This is a genomic window from Massilia sp. TSP1-1-2 (assembly GCF_049896185.1).
Lineage (GTDB): Bacteria > Pseudomonadota > Gammaproteobacteria > Burkholderiales > Burkholderiaceae_D > Telluria_A.
The window spans coordinates 221,408-237,553 of record NZ_JAFCTU010000003.1; the positions used below are offsets into that span (position 1 = coordinate 221,408).

Genomic DNA, 16,146 nt, shown 5'->3' on the forward strand with positions numbered 1-16,146 from the left:
TCAGCCTCCGGAAAGTGCCTGCAATATATACACGGTGGAATCAGGGGCCAGCGCATCGGCCAGCAATACCCGTTCGGCGCAGCGACGCCCATCGATGAAAACAACAACGTTTTCGCGCAAGTGGCCCTGTTCGTCGAGCACATAGCCGCGCAACAACGGATTGGCGGCAAACGCGCTCTCCAGGCCCGCACGCAGCGTCGGCGCCACAGTGTCAACCTGCGGCACGGCGGTAAAACGGGCCAACTGTTGCGTAAAAATCAATCGCGCCATGGCCCGATTCTAGCGCGGATCGGCGAGCCTGTCGCCGATTGCCCTAGAATGGGGAATAACAAGATTCCAACGCGGATGTTCCTTGCAAACCGGAGAGCGCCATGCCCATCAAACCTGAAGAACTCGCCGCCCTGATGCTGGAAGTGGAAACGGAAGACCCCATCGATTTCGCCGACCTGCCCTTCGGCGAACAGGAATTGCGCCAACTGGTGGCTGCGCATCTGTGCGACATGGCGGGCGCCATGGAAAACTTCAGCACCGAAGACCGACTGCTCACGCTGCTGGCGGTGTCGGCCAAGCTGGTGCTCGAAAACCTGGTGCTGCACCTGCAATTGCTGCGCCGCCACGGGCTACCGGTCAGCGAAAGCGTCGAAGCCTTGCTCGGCCGCCTGCGCAAGCCGGAGTAGCGGCTTAGCGGCTTAGCGGGTTAGCGGGTTAGCGGGTTAGCGGCTTAGCAGCTTAGCCCCGCGCCAACCCAGCGTGCATACGCGCACGCCTGCGTATGCTGTTGCCTTTTAACCAGCTCCCATGTCACTATGCTGGCTCGACCGATTCCCGCTACATATTCAAGGATGCAACATGCCGCGTAACGCACACAAGCTGACCCTCACCGCTGCCCTGGTCTCGAGCGCCGTGCTGCTCGCCACGCTGGGGGGCTGCCACCGTGCCGATTCGGCCGCCACCCTGGTTGGCGAAGCGAAGAGCTACCAGCAAAAAGGCGATAACAAGGCCGCGCTGATCCAGTGGAAAAATGCGGCGGCCAAGAGCCCCGAAGATGCGACGATCCGCCTGTCGCTGGGCGCGCTCTACAACGAGATGGGCGACAGCGCCTCGGCCGAAAAAGAATTGCGCAAGGCGGCCAGCCTGGGCGCGCCCGCGGCGCAAGTGCTGCCGGGCCTGGCCACGGCGCTGCTGGGGCAGGGCGAATTTCAGAAGCTGGTCACCGAAACCGATGCCGCCGCCGCCAGCGCCGGCGCGCCGTTGCTGGTCCAGCGCGGCAACGCTTTTCTGGCCCTGAACCAGCCCGACAAGGCCAAGGAAGCGTTCGAGGCCGCCCTCAAGGCCAAGCCGGACGACAGCGCCGCGCTGCTGGGCCTGGCCTCGCATGCGTTCACCATCAAAGATACCGAGGCGGGCGAGCGCTACGCCGCCCAGGCGCTGGCCAAGGACGGCAAGAACCCGGACGTGTGGATGTTCAAAGCCATGCTGGCCACGCGCCAGGGCAAGCAGGCCGACGCGCTCGCCGCCTACGACCAGGTGCTCGCGCTGCGCCCGGCGCACCGCAGCGCCCACCTTGAAAAGGCGTACCTCGAAATTGGCATGGGCAAGTTCGACCTGGCCAAGGCCGACATCGACGCGGCCAAAAAGACCACCCCGAACAGCTTGATCGTCACCTACACCCAAGCCTTGCTCGACTTTACGCAGGGCAAAAACGAAGTCGCGCTGGAAGCGGTGCAAAAGGTGCTGCGCAGCGTGCCGGAACACATGCCCAGCGTGCTGCTGTCGGGCGCCATCGAACTGAACTTGGGTCAGCTTGAGCAGGCCGAACAGCACCTCAAGAAATACCTCGAGAAATTCCCCGACACCTTGTACGCACGCAAGCTGCTGGCCACCACCCAGCTGCGCGCGGCCCACCCGGACGAGGCCGCCGCCACGCTGGCGCCGGCACTCAAGCTGCCGTCCGAAGACCCGCAACTGCTGGCGCTGGCCGGCGAATCGTTCATGCAGGCGCGCGAGTTCGGCAAGGCCGAGGAATACTTCACCCGCGCCGCCGTGCTCGCGCCCAAGGCGGCGGCGTTGCGCACCTCGCTCGGCATGAGCAAGTTGGCCCAGGGCCAGAAAGAGCAAGCCGTCACCGAGATGGAACTGGCCACCACGCTCGACCCTAAATCGCAGGCGGCCGGCATCACGCTGGTGCGCACCGCGCTTGGCATGAAGCAGTACGACAAGGCCCTGGCCGCCGTGCTGGCGCTGGAAAAGGAACAGCCCGACAACGCGCTGGTCCAGAACATGAAAGGCGGCGTGCACCTGTCGCGTAGCGACATGCCGGCCGCGCGCACCGCCTTTGCCCGCGCCGCCCAGCTGCAGCCGAGCTACTTTGCGCCCGTCTCCAACCTGGCCCAGATGGACTTGGCCGATAAAAAGCCTGAAGACGCGCGCAAGCGCCTGGAAGCGTTTGTCGCGCTCGACAAAAAGAATATCGCCGCCATGACGGCGCTGGCCGAACTTTCCGGCTCGCAAGGCAACATGCCGCAAGCGCTGGTCTGGCTCGAGCGCGCCGCCGCCGAAAACCCGGACACGCCCGAGCCTGGCATGCGCCTGGCGGCCTACTACATGAAAAGCGGCGACAAGGCCAAGGCGCTCACGCTGGTGCGCAAGCTGCAGGTTGCCAACCCGACCAATCCGGAATTGGCCGACATGCTCGGCCAGGCGCAGGTGGCCAACAATGATGCCGCCGGCGCCCTCGAAACCTACAGCAAGCTGGCCGCGCTGCTGCCGAAGTCGGCCAAGCCCCAGCTGCGCCTGGCGTCGGTGCACAGGCTGCTTAAAAATGAAGCGCTGGCCGCCGACGACATCAAGCGCGCCATCGCCCTCGAACCGGCTAACGTCCAGGCCAAGCTGGCGCTGGTCGACCTGGAACTGCGCCGCGGCAAACCGGACGAAGCGCTGGCCGTGGTGCACCGCCTGCAGAAGGAAGAGCCGTCCAGCGCCGTGTATTACGCGGTCGAAGGCGACTTGCTGCAGGCGCAAAAAAAGCCGGAGCTGGCGCTCAAATCTTACCAGCAAGCCTACGGCCTGGCCAAGTCGGCGCAGCTGATGCTCAAGGTGAACCAGGCCTTGCGCCAGAACGGCAAGGCCAAGGAAGCGGACGTCCAGCTGACCCAGTACCTGAAGGACAAGCCGGGCGAGCCGGCCGTGATGCTGTACGCGGCCGAAACCCAGCTTGCGGCCAAGCAGTACAAGGCGGCGATCGCCAATTTCGAGGCCATCTTGAAGCGCAGCCCGGATAACCCGCTGGTGCTCAACAACCTGGCCTGGGCCTACCAGCAGGAAAAAGATCCGCGCGCACTGCCGACCGCCGAACAGGCCAATAAAATCGCGCCCGACAATGCCGCCCTGATGGATACGCTGGGCTGGATGCTGGTGGAACAGGGCGACGTCAAGCGCGGCTTGCCGCTGCTGGAAAAAGCGGCCGCCAAGGCGCCGCAGGCCAATGACATCCGTTACCACCTGGCGGGGGCCTTGAACAAGTCGGGCGACAAGGCGCGCGCGCGCAAGGAACTGGACAAGGCACTGGCCGACGGCAAGCCGTTCGCCCAGATGGACGAAGCGCGCGCACTGCTCAAGCAGCTGTAAAAGCGTGGCGTAACAGTGTCCTGTAGGTCGGAAAAGGCCAACTGCCGCATTCCGACAGGAGCCGCCGACGGCACTTGTCGGAATGCGGCCGTTGGCCTTTTCCGACCTTGTAGCCAAGGGCTTAGCCGGAGTTTACCTTGGGCGAAATGAATGCCTTGTGAAACAAATGGCGCGCCAGCAGCAGCGGCGGCATGCGCAGCCAATTGCCCCGTACGTACAGCAGCCGGCGTGCCAGACCGGAGAGCGGGCCGCTGCAGCTCGGGTGCGCCGGCATCAAGGCGCGCAAAAACAGCGCGTCCATCAGCGCCAGCAAGGCTGCATTCGGCGCAGCCGGCCCCAGCGCGGCGCCCACGGCCGCCGGCACCGGCGTTTCCAGCACGCGCGCGCAGTAGCGCAGCGCATACAACAGTGGCCGGCCCAATTGCAGTTCGTGCGCGCGCGCCGCCAGAAGTTCCCAGAAACCCGGCGCGGCCCCGAAGTGCAGCAGCAGCCGGTGCAGGTCGAGCAGGTCGCGCAAGCCCTTGTCGAATTCCCCGTCATAAAACAAGTGCGTGGCGCTGTGCAGCACCATGTCGACCGGCGCCAGCACCTTCACTGCACCCTGCCCTGCCAGCGTAACGGCGGCGGCGCGCAATTTGGCCGGGTCCGGCCGCGCGCGCGCCGTCAGCGGCAAAATCGCGTGGTGCACGTCGATCATGCTGGCGCGCTGCATGTGCCGCATGGGCGGAATTTCATGCATCCAGAGCCGGTAGTAGCGCTGGTCGTAGGCATCCTGGTGCTGCGAAAACCAGCCGGCCAGCATCAACGTCGATTCCACCAGGTCGATGTCTTCCCTCCGCACCAAAATGTCGACGTCCGAAAACAGCCGCCCCTGCGCCGGCGGCAAGTCCGCCATCACATAAGCGGCCCCCTTGAGCAGCAACAGCGGCACCTCGATGGCGGCCAGCGCCGCGCCGATCCGGTCCACTTCCCAGCGCACGCCCTCCCCGTGCCGCTTGACCAGCGTACCGGCCCAGGCCAGGTGGCGGCGCGGTGCGGGCGCGATGGCGTCCAGCAACCCATGCTCCAGCGCCAGGCAGTACAGCGTGGCCGTCAGGTTGGCCGCCAGCGCCTGGCGCAGCAGCAAGTCCCACTCGGGCAGCGCCAGGTGCGCCATGCTGCCTGGCGCGCGCAGCACCGTCACCAGCAGCGGCGGGGCCATCACCGCGCTCATGCAGCGAGCGCGGCCAGGCGCGCAAAGGTGTCGATGGCCTCGTCCAGGCTGGCGTAGCGGAAGCGGTAGCTGGCGCTGCCGGCGACCAGCTCGCCCAGCGCATCAAAACCCGCGCCGCCCAGCGTGCTGTAGTTAAAGGCGTTGTCGGCCACCTGCATGAAAGCGCGCCCCCGGGCCATGGGTTCGAGCACGGCGCTCGAGCCGGCCACATACTGCGGAAACACGATCAGGCCGGCGCGGGCGGCCTCGTGCGCGCGCGCCACGCTGGCCGACGGCGCCTTGACGTGGGCCACGGTGCCCTTGTTGGTGTCGTGCACGGCGCGGCTGAACACAGCTTCTGGCGCCCAGGCGCGGATCACCTCGATCGACGCGTTCTTCAGGCTGACCGGGCGCGGCAGCGGTTCGATCAAGCCATCGCTCAGGCGCACCAGCGTCAATTCATCGGACAGCAAGCGCCAGCCGCCGCGCAGCACCAGCGCCGCGCACAGCGTGCTCTTGCCCGAACCGGGCGGGGCCGGCAAGAGCGCGGCCACGCCGTCGCGTTCGATGACGGCGGCGTGGATGATCAGGCAGTCGTGCGCGCGGCTCGACACGCACCAGTTCATCGACCATTCGAACATGGGAAAGGCCTGGTCCAGCGGCAGCGGCTTGAACGGGGCGTGGCCGTCATTCTTGAAAACAACCTGGCGCCTGAACCAGCGCCGCAGGCCGCCCGCCTGGTCCAGGTTGACATGAAAATCGGCAAAGCCGGGCGCGTCCTCCAGCGGATAGTCGGCGTACAAGAGACCGATGCCGTCAGCCACGTGCGCCACGGACGAACGCAGCAGCGTGACAAAGCTGCCCGTCCGCAGGTAGATGCCGGGGCCGGCGAGGCGGCCGCGCAGTTCGGCGGCGCTCAGCGACGAAACGGTGGCCATCAGGCGCGCTCAATGAGCGACAGCGCCGCCAGCTGTGCGAGCACGGCGCCGGCATCGGCGTCGACGGCGGGGCCGCGCGCGCACCCGAGTACGTCGCACAGCGCGTCGAGCAATTGCTCTTGCTGTTGCGACCGGGGCGCCGTCTGAAGCAATCCGAGCAGGTGCATGGCGCTGTCGCCCAGCAAGTGGGTGTCGCCCGAGAGGTCATTGAAAAGGACGGTTTCATCGCCAAACCGGCGCGCGCGCAGGGTTTGGCCGGGCCTGAGTTGCCACATGCGCATGGACGGCCCCTACCGGGCGCGCGCCGCCGGCGTCATCAGTATTGGGTCGAACGCAGGTAGTCGGCCAGCTGTTCGCTGGTCCAGACCTGGCTGCCATTGCCCGGACGATAAAACGGATTGTTGCGATCGTAGTTGGCCCACATGTCCTTGACCGCTTGCGCCGTCATGACCGTCACCTTCGGCGGCGACACCGTCACGTTGAACCAGGTCGCCAGGATCAGCGCCGGTACGCTGGCAGTGCCGTTATGGGCCCGCTCGGCCAGCACGGTGGACAGATTCATGTTGCCGACCTTGTCGTTGGTCGGAAACAGTTTGTAGAACTTGGTATTGGCCTTGACGTTGGACGGCAAATGCTTGGCCCACCAATCGGGCTTGGCGCCGGCGCAGGTCAATTCCGGCGCATGGCTGTTCAAGTTGCCCGACAGCGCGCCCGACGGCGACTTGCACACCACCTGGGCCATCGCGCCGCTGCTGGCGACGGTCATCAAGACACCCGATACACCCAATCCCGCCACGCGGCGACGCGCCGCGCCTTGCGGCGTCAACGCGGCAATGTCGGCTTGTGCGTTCGCGCCCGCATTGTCGTCTGGTGAATCGCGTTTGACCATGGTGCATTTCCTCAAGTGCGCAAGCCGTCGCGGCAAGCATGAAAGCGAGACACTGCCTGACGGCAGGTGCAATATTTTTCCTGGAAGTAAGCAAGCTTCATTCCATGACAACACTGGCGCATGCAGTAGCTGATTAAAATCAACAAGTTACGGCAAAGGGTGACCAGCTTGTGCAGACTGACCCAAGGCGCCGGCGCGGACAAGTGTAAAGTTGCCCGACAGCGAGAGTGTAATCTTAAAAGAAACTTTCTGGAATGACAAGCACATCACCGGGGCGCATCGACATGTTCGCCGAGATATCGCCTTCCTTGATCAGGTCGTTCAAGCGCACCGGCATTTTCTGCAGCTTGCCATCGACCTTGCGGATGACACTCGCCTTGTTGCCCGAGGCAAACTCCGTCACGCCGCCAACGGCGATCAGCACATCCATCAGCGACATGTCGCGCCGGTAGGCGAGCGCCTGCGGACGGGCGGCCTGGCCGATCACGCGGATCTGCTCGCCGTAGGTGCCGGTAAAGCCGGTCACGATCACCGTCACCACCGGTTGCTGGATGTACTTGCCGAGCGCCTTTTCAATGTCGCGCGCCAGCTCAGTGGCGGTCTTGCCGGACGCCTGCAAGTCCTCGACCAGCGGCGTGGTGATCTTGCCGTCGGGGCGCACCGGCACCGCCATTGACACTTCGGGATTGCGCCAGACATTGATGCTGATGCTGTCGCCGGGGCCGATCAGGTAATCGTGCTGGGGCGCGGTCGAGTTGTCGGCGGCATTGACCATGGGTGCGCGCGACGCGCAGCCGCTCAGCACCAGGGCCGACAGGGCGAGCGCCATGCAGGCCAGGCGTTTGATGGTGGGATTAAAACTAGTAAACGCAGTCACATTGATCTTGTTGTTGGTCGTGTTATGCATGGCAGTCCTCGTTGCGACAGCGGCGCTGAGCCCTGCCGTAGTGTTGTGTACATTGAAACTACATCCAAACGGAATAGTTTCCATTATTCAATTGTTTTTTCAATAGCAAATCCTGCGCTATTGTAAACCAAACACTGCGCTCTTCGCCTCACCGCACAGCAGAATTATTTCCCGGCCGCCGATTTGGGTTGCATCAATTCACGCGCATGCATCGCCGGCACGGCGTAAGTGATGCCGCTCGGACTGGTGATGGCGCTCTCCTTTAAGCCCTTGACGAACACCATATTGATGACGCCATACACGATGCCCGTCTCCGGGTCGTACAGGGGCGAGCCGCTGTTGCCGGGGTAGGCCGTGGCGTCGAGCTGGTAGACGGGAAAGCGGGCGCGCTGCAGCTGGACGATGGCGCCGGCGCCCAGCTTGCCTGAGGTGAGCGAAGGCATGACCACCGGCGTAATAGCCGACAGCAGCGCGCGGTGCGTCACCGGATGCAGTCCCAGCACCATGCCCAGCGGAAAGCCCGTGAACGCCAGCTCCCTGCCTTCGGCCATCTGGGCCGGTTCGCCCAGCTGCAGCGCCGGCAGCGGCGCGCCCGCGAACACCAGCAGCGCCAGGTCGTGTTCGCGGTCAACCGCCGCCACCGTGGCCTGGCGAAATTCAAATTCTTCGCCGTGGGCAATGACAATGCCCAAGGTCTCGAAGGCTTCGCCGTCCAGCGCGGCGGGGAGCACGTGCGCATTGGTGACGACGGACAAGCCGTCGCCGACGACAAAGCCGGTACCGTTAAAACGCACCGCGGGCGAGCGGGTTTTCTGCGAAGTGCCGACCGCGACCAGGGATTTTTTAACGCTGGCAATGGTGTGCGGAAAATCGGCCGCGACGGCGGATGTAAGAACACAACATGGAACACAACAGAACAACCACAAACTCAGCAGTCGAAGTGGCATTGGCGTATTCTCCTGAGTGGGCTGGGGGCGGAAGCATTTACCGCTAGTTGATTGATCGCCAGCTGAGCTTGTCTCTGGTCGATTCTGCATTATATATGGCGCTTTTGGTTGCACGACAATACAATGTTGGCATTTTGGCTTCGCCGGAGTCGCTGCCAGGTGGTTTTTCGGGCTGGACCGCAGGCTGGGGAGGATTCGTTAGGATTAATCGAAAGCATCGTCTTGTTGTATCATGCGACACTTAAGCTGCTATTTAAACAACGCGCGAAACGCCTGAATACTTAGCACGCGGCAACCTAGCAGCAAGATGGGATGGCGCAAGTTATCGCAGGCAAGCTCTACCGAAATTTTCCAGCGCAATTGCAATTGCTTCCCAGTGCAGGCGATGATAGCCGGTATTTCAACCCAGCCGGGCGCACGCGCCTGCTCCAGCATTCTTTGATGGCGAGATTGACAAGATGGCAGAACTGACAGCCGTAATACTGACTTTTTTAAAGGCGATTGGCAAGTACCGTTGGTACGCGATTGCCATTTCCTGGGTCGTGGCCCTGGTCGGCTGGGGCGTTGTGTATTCGCTCCCCAACGATTACCAGGCGTCGGCGCGCGTGTATGTCGATACCCAGAGCGTGCTCAAGCCGCTGCTGGCCGGCATGACCACCCTGCCCAACCTCGACACCCAGGTCATGTTCATGCGCCGCACCCTGATCAGCCGTCCCAACGTCGAGCGCGTCATGGGCATGGTCGACCTGGACCTGACCAACCAGAACGCCAAGCAAAAAGAAAAGAAGATCGACGAGCTGATCGAGAACATCAAGATTCTCGGCACCGAGCGCGACGACATCTACACCATCACCTACAACAACCCCAACCCCAAGCTGGGCAAGGAAGTGGTGCGCTCGCTCTTGACCATTTTCGTCGAAGGCAGTTTCGGCGGCAAGAAGCAGGATGCCGAAAAGGCCGTGCAATTCATCGACGAGCAAATCAAGTCGTATGAAGAAAAGCTGAGCGCGGCCGAAAACGCGCTCAAGGATTTCAAGATCAAGAACATGGGCTTGCTGCCGCGCGGCGGCAACGATTATTCGAGCAGCGTGGTGGCCGCCACCGACCAGCTCAGCCAGGCACGCCTTGAGCTGAACGAAGCCGAGCAGGCGCGCAACGCTATCGTGCGCCAGATCGGCGGCGGCGGCACGCCGGGCAAGCCGGCCATGATGGCCAATCCCGAGCTCGACGAACGCATCGCGGCCGTCAACAAAAACCTCGACGCGCTGCACATGCAATACACCGAAGCGCACCCAGACATCATCAGCGCCAAGCGCTTGCTGTCCCAGTTGCAGGCGCAAAAGCGCGAAGAAGCGCGCACCCGCGTGCCAAGTTCGGACCCGGGCGCGAGCTACAGCCCGATGCTGCAAACCTTGAAAATTTCCTTGTCCGAAGCTGAAGCGCACGTGGCTTCGCTGCGCGCCCGCGTCGCCGAATACCAGTCGCGCGTGGCGCGCATGCAGTCCCAGAGCACGGCCGCGCCGGAAGTCGAAGCCCAGCTCTCGCAACTGAACCGCGACTACACGGTCAACAAGGAAAATTACCAGAAGCTGGTGGAGCGGCGCGAATCGGCCAAGCTGTCGGGCGACCTGAGTTCGGCCACCGACATGCTGACCTTTCGCGTGATCGACCCGCCCACCGTGCCGTCCAAGCCGGTCGGCCCGAATCGCGCGCGCCTGTTCTCGGTCGTGTTTGTGATGGCGCTGGGCGCCGGCCTGGGCGTCGCCTTGCTGATGAGCCAATTCCGTCCGACCTTCCTCAGCCAGGCCGCGCTGCGCGACGTGACGGGCGTACCGATTCTCGGTTCGATCAGCATGAACTGGACGCCGGCCCAGAAAGCGCGCCAGAAAAAGCGCCTGTACGGCCTGGCGGCCGCGGTGTTCGGGCTGTTCGGCGCCTACGGCACCGTGATGGCGGCCATACTCATCAGACCTCTGGTCTAACCGAAGTAACCGGGGGATATTGTGAGCATTATCGAAAAAGCAGCCCAGCGTTCGCTGGACCAGAAACACGCAGCCCTGGCCAGCGCGGCCGCCAGCGAGATGGCAGCGCCGCCCGAGACGGCAGTTGCAGCAGCGAGCGCCGCCGCGGTGGCCGCAGCGCCAGCGGCGTTCGTTCCCGCAACGCCAGCAGGGCCCGTTCCCGTCGCACCCGCAGCCGAGGCGCCCGCGCCCCCGCGCCAGGGCGCCAAGCGGATCGAACTCGATCTGGCGCACATGCGCGACTCCGGCATGGTCACCGCCGCCAGCGGGCGCACGGCGCTGCTGGAAGACTTTCGCATCATCAAGCGTCCCCTGATCAAGAAAGCCTTTGCCGAGCGCCAGCCGGGCGACAAGCCGGGCAACCTGATCATGATTACCAGCTCGCTGCCGGGCGAAGGCAAGACCTACTGCGCCATCAACCTGGCCATGAGCATTGCCATGGAACTGGACCACACGGTGCTGCTGGTTGACGCCGACGTGGCCCGCCCTTCCGTGTTGCGCGTGCTCGGCCTGCCGGCCCAGCGCGGTCTGATGGATATTTTGCTCGACGACAAAGTTGACATGGGCGACGTCATGCTGCGCACCAACGTCGATACGCTCAGCATCCTGCCGGCGGGCGCGAGCAATGCGCGCGCCACCGAGCTGCTGGCCAGCCAGACGATGAGTGCCTTTGTCACCGAAATCGCCAACCGCTATCCGGACCGGATCGTCATTTTCGATTCGCCGCCGCTGCTGCTCACGAGCGAAGCGCACGTGCTGGCCAGCCACATGGGCCAGATCGTGGTCGTGGTCGAAGCCGAAACCACGACCCAGCACGCGGTCAAGGAATCGCTGCGCCAGCTTGACGGCTTGGCCAACGTCAATCTGATCTATAACAAGACGCGCGAATTTCCTGGCGTGGAAGAAACGTATGACTACCACTATGGCTAAGCTGTCGCGCGCGGTCGCACTGGCCTGGGGACGTCCGCTGGCGCTGTCGGCGCTGTCGGCTATATCGGCTATATCGGCTATATCGGCATTCTCGGCCATGTGCTTCGCACCCGCCGCGCGCGCGGTCGATCTCGACAGCATCCAGCGCGGCATTGCCGGGCTCGACGTCGCCAAGACCAGCTACAACAACTGGCACATCGTGCCCACGCTGGACGTGCGCGAAACCTACAGCGACAACGTCACGCTGCAGCCGTCGAACCGCGCCCACGGCCAGTTCATGACCGATATTTCGCCGGGCGTGGTGGTCAGCCACAAGGGCCGCCGCTTGAAGCTTAACGGCCAGTACCAGGCGCACCTGTACGCCCACACGGGCGCGGACTACGGCACGCGCCGTTCGTCGAGCCAGCTGAACGCGGCCGCCAAGGCCGAGCTGGTCGACGACATGGTATTTGTCGACGGCAGCGCCAGCATGCGCCTGCAAAGCATTTCCCCGTTCGGCCCGCAAGTGTCGTCCAACGAGTACGCCAACACCAACAGCGCCAACGTGCGCACCTGGCAAGTCAGCCCCTACATCGTGAACCGCTTCGGACGCATCGCCCGCTCCGAACTGCGCTACCTGCACGACTCGGTCGATGCCGGCAATTCGGGCCTGGGCAGCACCACCGGCGACACGCTCTCGGCTCGCCTTGCCAGCGGCCGCCACTGGGATGACCTGGGCTGGAGCTTGGCCGCGTCCGAACAAAAAATTCACGACAGGGTCCGCAACGACAGCACCATCCGCATGGCCAGCCTGAACCTGAGCTACCAGCTGCGCCCGACCCTGGCCGTGACCGCAGCCGGCTTTTACGACGACTACGATTACGAAGCGGTCGGCGGCGCCAATGGCGGGGGCGGGGGCAGTGGCGGCTTGCGCTGGACGCCAAGCGCGCGCACCAGCGTCGAAGCCAGCGCCGGCCACCGCTATTACGGCCCGAGCCGCTCGTTCAGGGCGCTGCACCGCAGCCGCCGCACCTCGTGGGACATCAGCTATGACGACTCGGTCATCACCACGCGCGCCAGCTTCCTGCGCGCCGGCAGCGTGTTCCCCGGCACCGTCATCCCGCTTCCCGGCGTACCCGGCGGCGTACCCGGCGGCAGCACCGCGGCCGACCTGGGCGGCCTGTTCACCCCCGACGCCCCGCCGGTGATCGCGCCGCCGCCAGTGATTGCGCCCGGCTACCTGAACAACGTGAATTTCTTCAGCAACCGCTACTCGCTGCAAAAGCAGCTGCGCGCGAGCATGTCGCTGCGCGCGGCGCGCACCACCGCCGTGGTCACCTTGTTCAAGCTGCGGCGCGAAGCGCTGTCGGTGCGCGGAGTCGACAGCGCTTTGCTGGGCAACCCGGTGGACACCATCAATGACAACGTCAACCAGGTCGGCCTCAGCACCACCGCCAGCTATCGCCTGTCGCCGCGCTCGAGCCTGAACCTGGCGGCCGACATTACCGACAACGAATCGATCACCACCGGTTTCAAGGCCCGTTCCAGGGCGGCGCGCGTGACGCTGCGCCACCAGCTCGGCCGCAACACCGCCGCCTCGGCCGAACTGCGCCGCGTGAGCGGTGTCTCGGGTCTGACGGCCGGCGCCAGATACACCGAAAACGCGTTGTCGGTTTCTCTCAACATGCAGTTATAGCGGAGTCGACTACGCGATGTATGAATCATTCTATGGCCTTTCGGCCAAACCGTTCCGGCTGCGCCCCGACCCGCACTTCTTTTTCGGAAGCAAGGGCCACAAGCGCGCCATGGCTTACCTCGAGTATGGCCTGTCGCAGGGCGAAGGCTTTATTGTCATTACCGGCGAAGTAGGCGCGGGCAAGACCACGCTGGTGCGCAACCTGTTCAACAATTTGCCGTCCGAGCAAATCGTCGCCGCCCACATCGTCAATACCCACCTCGACTCGGACGACACCTTGCGCATGGTGGTGTCGGCCTTTGGCCTGCCCTACGAAAACGTCAGCAAGGCCGACCTGCTCACGCGCCTGGAAAAATTCCTGCGCCTGTCCGACGAGCAGGGCAAGCGCGCGCTGCTGGTGGTCGACGAGGCGCAAAACCTGAAACCGGGCACGGTCGAAGAACTGCGCATGCTGTCGAACTTCCAGACCGACGACAAGTGCCTGCTGCAAACCTTTCTGATCGGCCAGCCGGAGTTTCGCACCACCTTGCACAGCCCCGGCATGCAGCAGCTGCGCCAGCGCGTCATTGCCAGCTACCACCTGGGCCCGATGGACGCCGAGGAAACGCGCGCCTACATCGAACACCGCCTGAGCACGGTCGGCTGGAAAGGCGACCCGGCCTTTTCAAGCGCGGCGCACGCGGCAATTTTTCACAATAGCGGCGGCATCCCGCGCAAGGTCAACACCTTGTGCGACCGTTTGCTGCTGATGGGCTTTCTGGAAGAGCTGCATGCGTTCGACGAAGCCGAAGTCAATGCCGTGATCGCCGACATCGCCCAGGAATTTGAACTGCCGACCACCCCGGCCGACATCGTCAATGCCGCCAACGCCGCCAACCCGGTCGCTCCGGCGCAGGCGCCGGTGCCGGCGCCAGCGCCGCCGGTGGCGACGGCGGAATCGAACCCGCTGATGGACGAGCGCCTGATGCGCCTGGAAAAGTCGGTGGTGTCCGTCCTGAACATCCTCAAAAAACTCGTGGCCACACCGGCCGGGGCCAACACGCCCCTTAACCACAATAACGAATAATGATCTTAGCCCCTGCCCGACTGCGCGCACCTGGCGCGCCGATTCGTAACGCCATGACGTGCGACGTCGAAGACTATTTCCAGGTGTCCGCCTTTGCGCCCCACATCGACCGCGCCAGCTGGCCTGCGCGCGAATGCCGGGTCGAGGCGAACATCGAACGCATCTTGGCGCTGATGGCCGACGGCGGCGTCTTGGCCACTTTTTTCACGCTGGGCTGGATCGCCGAACGCTATCCAGCGATGGTCAAGCGGATCGCCGCCGCCGGCCATGAAGTGGCCAGCCATGGCTACGGCCACCTGCGCGCGTCCGACCAGAACCTGGCCGAATTCACGCAAGACATCACCAGCAGCAAAAAGCTGCTGGAAGACTTGACCGGCCAGCGCGTGCGCGGCTACCGCGCGCCCAGCTTTTCGATCGGCACCGCCAACCTGTGGGCGCTGGACGCACTGCTGGACGCCGGCTACCAGTACAGCTCAAGTATCTACCCCGTCGAGCACGACCATTACGGCATGCCTGACGCGCCGCGCTTCGCGTTTTATCCGAACGGCGCCGATGGCTTGCTGGAAATTCCGATCACCACCGTCAAGCTGGGCCAGCGCAACCTGCCGGCCGGCGGCGGCGGCTACTTCCGTTTGTTTCCGTACGCCTTGTCGCGCTGGATGATGCGCAAGGTCAACGCCGAAGAAAACGAGTCGGCTATTTTCTATTTCCACCCGTGGGAACTCGACCCGGGCCAGCCAAGGCCGGACGGTGTCGACATCAAGTCGCGCTTTCGCCATTACGTCAACCTGGGCCGCACCGAAGCGCGCATCAAGGCCTTGACGCGCGACTTTTCCTGGGACCGCATGGACAACATTTTTCTCGCGCCCGCCGCGAAGGTAACAGCATGAGCACCATGATTGACACTGCCACCGCCACCACCACGCTGCACCTGCTGCAGCCGAAGGACTACGCGCGCTGGGACGCCTTTGTCGCGGCCACGCCGGACGCCACTTTTTTCCACCGCGCCGGCTGGCAAACCATCATCGAGCGCACCTACGGCCACAAGACCTGGTTTTACTACGCCGAGCAGGATGGCCGCATCGTCGGCATCTTGCCACTGGCGCAAATGAAAAGCCGCATGTTCGGCCACTGGCTGGGCTCGCTGCCGTTTTGCGTACTGGGCGGCATCGTCGCCACCGCCGATGCGGCCCGTCCCCTGCTCGACAACGCCGCCGACCAGCTCGCGCGCCAGCTCGGCGTGGGCCACCTTGAAATGCGCAACCTGGTGCCGGCCCACGCCGACGACAGCAAGTGGCTGCGCAAGGATTTGTACGTCACGTTCCGCAAAGAAATCTCGGGCGACGATGAAGAAAACATGAACGCCATTCCGCGCAAGCAGCGCGCCATGGTGCGCAAGGGCATCAAGCTCGGCCTGACGGGCGAAATCGACCAGGGCGTGGACCGTTTCTTTGCCTGCTACGCGAGCAGCGTTCACCGCCTGGGCACGCCGGTTTTCCCAAAAAAATACTTTTTTATCATCAAGGAAGTGTTTGGCGACGAGTGTGAAATCCGCATCATCGTTCGCGAACAACAATTGATCGGCGCCGTGATGAGCTTTTACTTCCGCGACGAAGTACTGCCTTACTACGGCGGCGGCATGCCGGCCGCGCGCGAAACCGCCGGCAACGACTTCATGTATTGGAACTTGATGCAGGCCGCCGCCGCGCGCGGCGTGCGCATCTTCGACTTTGGCCGCAGCAAGCTGGGCACGGGCGCCTTCGACTTCAAGAAGAACTGGGGCTTTGCGCCCACCCCGCTCGAGTATGAATACCGCCTGTATGCGGCGCCCGAACTGCCGGACAACAATCCCTTGAATCCGAAATACCAGCTGTTCATCAAGATGTGGAAAAAAATGCCGATCGGGCTGGCCAATTTCCTTGGCCCGTTCATCGTCAGGAACCTGGGCTGATTC

At 63.9% G+C, this 16,146-nt stretch carries 15 protein-coding genes; 8 read left to right on the forward strand and 7 right to left on the reverse strand.

Features of this window, described 5'->3' with window-relative positions; translation table 11 throughout:
* Positions 1-270 carry a MoaD/ThiS family protein gene (locus ACP7BV_RS04195; protein ID WP_426101800.1) on the reverse strand — a complete coding sequence of 90 codons (270 nt, stop codon included), beginning with the start codon at positions 268-270 and terminating at the stop codon, positions 1-3.
* Between the two features lie 101 nt (positions 271-371).
* Between ACP7BV_RS04195 and ACP7BV_RS04200 the strand changes: the two genes are divergently transcribed.
* Both ACP7BV_RS04200 and prsT read left to right on the forward strand, forming a co-directional pair.
* The gene (locus ACP7BV_RS04200) at positions 372-677 is read left to right on the forward strand and encodes a hypothetical protein (protein WP_426101802.1); all 306 of its coding nucleotides are present in this window, start codon (positions 372-374) and stop codon (positions 675-677) included.
* A 172-nt stretch (positions 678-849) separates the two neighbouring features.
* Complete coding sequence (gene prsT, locus ACP7BV_RS04205; protein ID WP_426101804.1) at positions 850-3,627, forward strand: XrtA/PEP-CTERM system TPR-repeat protein PrsT; 2,778 nt, start codon at positions 850-852, stop codon at positions 3,625-3,627.
* A gap of 121 nt (positions 3,628-3,748) precedes the next feature.
* Here the strand turns inward: prsT and ACP7BV_RS04210 are convergent, their stop codons facing one another.
* The 6 genes from ACP7BV_RS04210 to ACP7BV_RS04235 all read right to left on the reverse strand — a co-directional run bounded on the left by ACP7BV_RS04210 (position 3,749) and on the right by ACP7BV_RS04235 (position 8,347).
* Positions 3,749-4,828 carry a nucleotidyltransferase domain-containing protein gene (locus ACP7BV_RS04210; RefSeq protein ID WP_426101806.1) on the reverse strand — a complete coding sequence of 360 codons (1,080 nt, stop codon included), beginning with the start codon at positions 4,826-4,828 and terminating at the stop codon, positions 3,749-3,751.
* An 8-nt stretch (positions 4,829-4,836) separates the two neighbouring features.
* Positions 4,837-5,757 (reverse strand): HprK-related kinase A, encoded by a 921-nt coding sequence (locus ACP7BV_RS04215; RefSeq protein WP_426101808.1) that lies wholly within the window; start codon positions 5,755-5,757, stop codon positions 4,837-4,839.
* Positions 5,757-6,038 (reverse strand): HPr-rel-A system PqqD family peptide chaperone, encoded by a 282-nt coding sequence (locus tag ACP7BV_RS04220; RefSeq protein ID WP_426101810.1) that lies wholly within the window; start codon positions 6,036-6,038, stop codon positions 5,757-5,759. The genes ACP7BV_RS04215 and ACP7BV_RS04220 overlap by 1 nt, the downstream gene beginning before the upstream one ends.
* A 35-nt stretch (positions 6,039-6,073) precedes the next feature.
* Positions 6,074-6,646 carry a hypothetical protein gene (locus tag ACP7BV_RS04225; protein WP_426101812.1) on the reverse strand — a complete coding sequence of 191 codons (573 nt, stop codon included), beginning with the start codon at positions 6,644-6,646 and terminating at the stop codon, positions 6,074-6,076.
* A gap of 235 nt (positions 6,647-6,881) precedes the next feature.
* Positions 6,882-7,475, reverse strand: coding sequence for an XrtA/PEP-CTERM system exopolysaccharide export protein (locus ACP7BV_RS04230; protein WP_426101899.1), 594 nt, complete (start codon positions 7,473-7,475; stop codon positions 6,882-6,884).
* Between the two features lie 242 nt (positions 7,476-7,717).
* Entirely contained in the window at positions 7,718-8,347 is a 630-nt protein-coding gene (locus ACP7BV_RS04235) for a S1 family peptidase (RefSeq protein ID WP_426101814.1), read from the reverse strand.
* Positions 8,348-8,958: 611 nt separating this feature from the next.
* On the opposite strand from ACP7BV_RS04235, the gene ACP7BV_RS04240 reads away from it, so the two are divergent.
* From ACP7BV_RS04240 to ACP7BV_RS04265, 6 genes are read left to right on the forward strand one after another with little or no spacing between them, the layout of a single operon-like run.
* Positions 8,959-10,482, forward strand: coding sequence for an XrtA system polysaccharide chain length determinant (locus tag ACP7BV_RS04240; RefSeq protein WP_426101816.1), 1,524 nt, complete (start codon positions 8,959-8,961; stop codon positions 10,480-10,482).
* Positions 10,483-10,503: 21 nt separating this feature from the next.
* Positions 10,504-11,451, forward strand: coding sequence for an XrtA-associated tyrosine autokinase (locus ACP7BV_RS04245; RefSeq protein WP_426101818.1), 948 nt, complete (start codon positions 10,504-10,506; stop codon positions 11,449-11,451).
* Positions 11,432-13,126, forward strand: coding sequence for a TIGR03016 family PEP-CTERM system-associated outer membrane protein (locus ACP7BV_RS04250; protein ID WP_426101820.1), 1,695 nt, complete (start codon positions 11,432-11,434; stop codon positions 13,124-13,126). Before ACP7BV_RS04245 ends, ACP7BV_RS04250 begins: the two co-directional genes overlap by 20 nt.
* Before the next feature lie 16 nt (positions 13,127-13,142).
* Positions 13,143-14,192, forward strand: coding sequence for an XrtA/PEP-CTERM system-associated ATPase (locus tag ACP7BV_RS04255; protein WP_426101822.1), 1,050 nt, complete (start codon positions 13,143-13,145; stop codon positions 14,190-14,192).
* Positions 14,192-15,082: an XrtA system polysaccharide deacetylase gene (locus ACP7BV_RS04260; protein ID WP_426101824.1), complete on the forward strand. Its 891-nt coding sequence runs from the start codon at positions 14,192-14,194 to the stop codon at positions 15,080-15,082. The genes ACP7BV_RS04255 and ACP7BV_RS04260 overlap by 1 nt, the downstream gene beginning before the upstream one ends.
* Positions 15,079-16,143 (forward strand): FemAB family XrtA/PEP-CTERM system-associated protein, encoded by a 1,065-nt coding sequence (locus ACP7BV_RS04265; RefSeq protein ID WP_426101826.1) that lies wholly within the window; start codon positions 15,079-15,081, stop codon positions 16,141-16,143. The genes ACP7BV_RS04260 and ACP7BV_RS04265 overlap by 4 nt, the downstream gene beginning before the upstream one ends.
* Positions 16,144-16,146: the final 3 nt, after the last annotated feature.

Bases quoted from the DNA above. Each gene is read 5' to 3' on its own strand.
- ACP7BV_RS04195 (WP_426101800.1), bottom strand. From the start codon at position 270: ATGGCGCGATTGATTTTTACGCAACAGTTGGCCCGTTTTACCGCCGTG.
- ACP7BV_RS04200 (WP_426101802.1), top strand. From the start codon at position 372: ATGCCCATCAAACCTGAAGAACTCGCCGCCCTGATGCTGGAAGTGGAA.
- prsT (WP_426101804.1), top strand. From the start codon at position 850: ATGCCGCGTAACGCACACAAGCTGACCCTCACCGCTGCCCTGGTCTCG.
- ACP7BV_RS04210 (WP_426101806.1), bottom strand. From the start codon at position 4,828: ATGGCCCCGCCGCTGCTGGTGACGGTGCTGCGCGCGCCAGGCAGCATG.
- ACP7BV_RS04215 (WP_426101808.1), bottom strand. From the start codon at position 5,757: ATGGCCACCGTTTCGTCGCTGAGCGCCGCCGAACTGCGCGGCCGCCTC.
- ACP7BV_RS04220 (WP_426101810.1), bottom strand. From the start codon at position 6,038: ATGCGCATGTGGCAACTCAGGCCCGGCCAAACCCTGCGCGCGCGCCGG.
- ACP7BV_RS04225 (WP_426101812.1), bottom strand. From the start codon at position 6,646: ATGGTCAAACGCGATTCACCAGACGACAATGCGGGCGCGAACGCACAA.
- ACP7BV_RS04230 (WP_426101899.1), bottom strand. From the start codon at position 7,475: ATGGCGCTCGCCCTGTCGGCCCTGGTGCTGAGCGGCTGCGCGTCGCGC.
- ACP7BV_RS04240 (WP_426101816.1), top strand. From the start codon at position 8,959: ATGGCAGAACTGACAGCCGTAATACTGACTTTTTTAAAGGCGATTGGC.
- ACP7BV_RS04250 (WP_426101820.1), top strand. From the start codon at position 11,432: ATGACTACCACTATGGCTAAGCTGTCGCGCGCGGTCGCACTGGCCTGG.
- ACP7BV_RS04255 (WP_426101822.1), top strand. From the start codon at position 13,143: ATGTATGAATCATTCTATGGCCTTTCGGCCAAACCGTTCCGGCTGCGC.
- ACP7BV_RS04260 (WP_426101824.1), top strand. From the start codon at position 14,192: ATGATCTTAGCCCCTGCCCGACTGCGCGCACCTGGCGCGCCGATTCGT.
- ACP7BV_RS04265 (WP_426101826.1), top strand. From the start codon at position 15,079: ATGAGCACCATGATTGACACTGCCACCGCCACCACCACGCTGCACCTG.